Raw genomic sequence first — 3,612 nt, 5'->3', positions numbered from 1 at the left:
ACAGGCATGGAACAAATAACGAAGCGGGGCCTCGCCCAGGCGCTGGCGTGCTGCGGTGAGTACGCTGGGAGCGAGACTCTGGTAGCCTTCATCAGGCTGAAGAACGATATCAAGGTGATGGCAGACATCTTTTATGGATAAATCACGCAGCAATCCCATCATCAGCACGAGCCAGACGGCCTGCTCAGCGGGAAGGCGACGCCGACGGATACTGGCCTTGTGACAGGCGTTGAGGGCCTGATGGATCCACGCAGGGTCAAGCGAGCGGGAGAAGGTATCGAGTTCAGAAGAAAAAGCATCAACAACGAAATCTATATCGTTTTCAGACATAAAAAATCCAGAGTCAGGATAGCAGACTCTGGATTGTCTCTTACTGGCCGGATCGTTCAAGTACTCTTAAACGATCGGCATTAGTCCTTAAGGATGGGGGTTTCTACAGCGTTAAGAATAAGCCCGAATCGCTTCGGCAATTTCCTACTTTAATGTGTGTCCTGATTGCATTATCCCACCACAGGCAGGCACGATATGTCTGTCATGATGCTAAAATGCTGCGAGCGCGGTTGATGCTGACGTTCCCGGTATATCCGGAAATTTACTTTGCGAAAGATGATTCTCTTTCACTGTATGACAACAGATACACTGTTGGCTGGTAAAGAGATTACCAGAACCTGATCAGCTCGCCAGAATTGTTTGTACTCAAGTTGCCGACGCATTTCATACCTGCTCCGTACTAGTATTGAGCAGTTAAAGCGTAATGTGGCCCTGACGTATATCCGTTCTGCTGTACCTTTAAAGTGCCTTGCGGATGGTCAGCTTGGGTATTTGCTCTTCGGCTCCGACTACGGTGGTAAGCGCTGCTGCACAGTCTGATCAGTACGTGCAAATTGAACAGCGTGGATCCACAGAGCTACCTCCGTCATAGACTTAACGTTATTGCAGGCTGTCAGGTCATCCGGGTCAGCGAACTCTTACCCTACCACCTGAATAATACTTCCCCGTCAATCCGGTTCCACACATAAGCTGAAATTATTAACAGTGCTCGCCGCAGCCATGTGACCGAGCAAGGCGAGCGAGCTGGTGAGGAAGCGCAATTTCACATGAGTTGAGGAAGGCAGATACGCTCAGTGTCTGGATACAATTGGATCATTCGATGGAAGGTTTAACTAACTCTATGGTCAGTTGGTTATCCACATATACAGTGACTCGATCCAATAATGAGATCCTTATAACGATCCTGATAGATCCTTATAAGATCCCAATTTTACTGCAGACAGCGTCATAACTGGTCCTAGAGCTTGATCACATAAGCTGTAGCATGTTAAAGATAAGCTATAACAGGTATGCAATAAGCTGTATCATGCAAAGGATATGCTGTGATAAGAAACTAGAATAAACTATAGCGAGTTTAACCCTGAACTATTGATAAAAAGTGTGTATAAACTGAAGCCAGCTGCATCTAAGCTTATAGCTATAGGATGAAGACAATGGCTGCTGTTAATTTTGATTTATCCACCGATCGGAGGTCATCTGGAAAAGGAAAACCTAGATATAAAAAAACTATTTGAAGAGGTGGATAAAACCTCCGGCGAAGTTGTAAATCTAACTCCTAATGCCAGCAATACAGTGCAGCCTGTGGCACTAATGCGGCTTGGTGTGTTTGTTCCTACTCTCAAATCGTTGAAGAACAGTAAAAAAAATACACTTTCTCGAACTGATGCTACCGAAGAACTAACGCGCCTTTCTCTTGCCAGAGCCGAGGGATTTGACAAGGTGGAGATCACAGGCCCCCGCCTGGATATGGATAACGACTTCAAGACTTGGGTAGGAGTGATTCATTCCTTTGCCCGGCATAAGGTTATAGGTGATAAAGTTGAGCTGCCGTTTGTAGAGTTTGCAAAACTGTGTGGAATTCCTTCAAGCCAGTCATCACGCAAGCTCCGTGAGAGGATCAGTCCTTCGCTTAAACGGATCGCGGGTACTGTTATATCGTTTTCTCGCACAACTGAAAAGCATACCAAAGAGTACATCACGCATCTGGTGCAATCAGCTTACTATGATACTGAAAAAGACATTGTCCAGCTGCAAGCTGACCCACGTTTATTTGAGCTCTATCAGTTCGATCGTAAAGTACTTCTTCAGCTTAAAGCCATCAACGCGCTGAAGCGACGAGAGTCGGCACAGGCTTTGTATACATTTATTGAGAGCTTGCCGCGGGATCCTGCGCCAATATCACTGGCCCGTCTGCGGGCACGCCTGAACCTTAAGTCTCCTGTGTTCTCACAGAATCAGACAGTACGGCGTGCTATGGAACAGCTTCGGGATATTGGGTATTTGGATTACACAGAGATCCAGCGAGGACGCACAAAACTCTTTTGTATACATTATCGTCGGCCCAAGCTGCAGCCACCTCATGATGCGAGTAAAGAAAATCCGAAGTTACCTGTCACAACTAGTGATGTAAGTCCAGAAATGGCTGAAAAACTTGTGCTGCTGGAGAAACTTGGCATCAGTCTTGATGATCTCGAGAAGCTCTTCAAATCCCGCTAAATATATACTGTAGCGAGTAACTGATCGCTCTTTACTTACTACAGCTTATGTTGTTCTCACTGATGAGTGCTCTGCCCACTACAGCTTATATATTCAGAGGTGAGAACTACACATGCCCGGAAAGCTTATACTCATTAATAAATGTTTATGAAACAGTGCCTTAATGATTTATCGCAATCTTGAAGCTATACATTAATCTTGTCATTATGGTCTAACTCACTACAGCTTATTTCAACACTACTTGCTCTCCACAGTTTATATAAATTGTAGCCAGTAAGTTTGTCACTTAAGTAGGTAAGTATTCAGCAAGACCTGCCGAGAGCCTCCGCCCAATACGGGGGAGAGGAAAGGCGAAGAGCCCCAGGGCTTAAAATTCAATCAGGCGTTGATTTACTCTGAACGTAGGCTCCGTGCATTTCTAACGTTGCTCCTCCGGTGCTACAGGCGAAATACGACCTCGACCATCTTAATGCGTAAGGGGACTCCATCCGACGTAGGTGGGAGGGGAATTTCGCCGGGGCGTCAGCCCCGCTGGTTTTGAATGTAATGCTTGATCACCTCCAGCGGGGCGCCGCCGCAAGAGCCTGCAAAATAAGAGCGTGACCAGAGCACGGGCTTGTTGTAAGCACCCCTTAAGTCCAGAAATTCATTACGCAGCCGCCTTGATGTGACCGCCTTTAACGAGTTCACCAGTACCGATAACTGCACCGTTGGCGCGTACTCAATCAGCATATGAACGTGGTCACCCTCTCCGTCACACTCTTTCAGTTCCGCGCCAAAGTCTTTGCAAACCTCAGTAGCATACTGATTGAAAGCGGCCAGGTGTGAACCGCCAAAAACCTTTCTTCGGTACTTCGTCACAAAAACCAGATGAACGTGAAGAAGGTAGGACGCGTGACGCGACTTATCAGGTGCGCCGTAAAACCCCGTCCTCCAGGGCGGGGATATAAGGCACGGTTTTCCGGCTAACCTGGTGTTTGCTGCTGCTCGATGTATTGTCGGATGATCGAAATCGGCGCCCCCCCGCAACTGCTTGCAAAATAACTTGGTGTCCACAGAGCGCCT

The 3,612-nt window shown here is 47.2% G+C and carries 3 protein-coding genes and 4 pseudogenes; 2 read left to right on the top strand and 5 right to left on the bottom strand.

Going from position 1 to position 3,612, the window contains the following annotated elements:
• The coding region (locus AB8804_RS23105) for a transposase domain-containing protein (protein WP_371189083.1) at positions 1-330 on the bottom strand (330 nt) is incomplete at its 3' end.
• A gap of 144 nt (positions 331-474) precedes the next feature.
• Positions 475-767 (bottom strand): annotated as a pseudogene (locus AB8804_RS23100) (RNA-guided endonuclease TnpB family protein); the annotation flags it as partial.
• A 46-nt stretch (positions 768-813) separates the two neighbouring features.
• On the opposite strand from AB8804_RS23100, the pseudogene AB8804_RS23095 reads away from it, so the two are divergent.
• Both AB8804_RS23095 and AB8804_RS23090 read left to right on the top strand, forming a co-directional pair.
• A pseudogene (locus AB8804_RS23095) lies at positions 814-1,019 on the top strand (transposase domain-containing protein); the annotation flags it as partial.
• Positions 1,020-1,569: 550 nt separating this feature from the next.
• Complete coding sequence (locus tag AB8804_RS23090) at positions 1,570-2,547, top strand: RepB family plasmid replication initiator protein (protein ID WP_371190267.1); 978 nt, start codon at positions 1,570-1,572, stop codon at positions 2,545-2,547.
• A 374-nt stretch (positions 2,548-2,921) separates the two neighbouring features.
• Here the strand turns inward: AB8804_RS23090 and AB8804_RS23085 are convergent.
• From AB8804_RS23085 to AB8804_RS23075, 3 genes and pseudogenes are all read right to left on the bottom strand, one after another.
• A pseudogene (locus AB8804_RS23085) lies at positions 2,922-3,038 on the bottom strand (IS200/IS605 family transposase); the annotation flags it as partial.
• 31 nt (positions 3,039-3,069) lie between these two features.
• Positions 3,070-3,495: an IS200/IS605 family transposase gene (gene tnpA, locus AB8804_RS23080; protein ID WP_371190265.1), complete on the bottom strand. Its 426-nt coding sequence runs from the start codon at positions 3,493-3,495 to the stop codon at positions 3,070-3,072.
• Positions 3,405-3,612 (bottom strand): annotated as a pseudogene (locus AB8804_RS23075) (transposase); the annotation flags it as partial. The pseudogene AB8804_RS23075 and the gene tnpA, both read right to left, overlap by 91 nt.

The sequence above is a fragment of the Enterobacter sp. KBR-315C3_2022 genome (assembly GCF_041399425.1).
Classification (GTDB): domain Bacteria; phylum Pseudomonadota; class Gammaproteobacteria; order Enterobacterales; family Enterobacteriaceae; genus Enterobacter.
The sequence above is the reverse complement of the archived record's forward strand: the minus strand, read 5'-3'. Positions and strand labels throughout refer to the sequence as shown.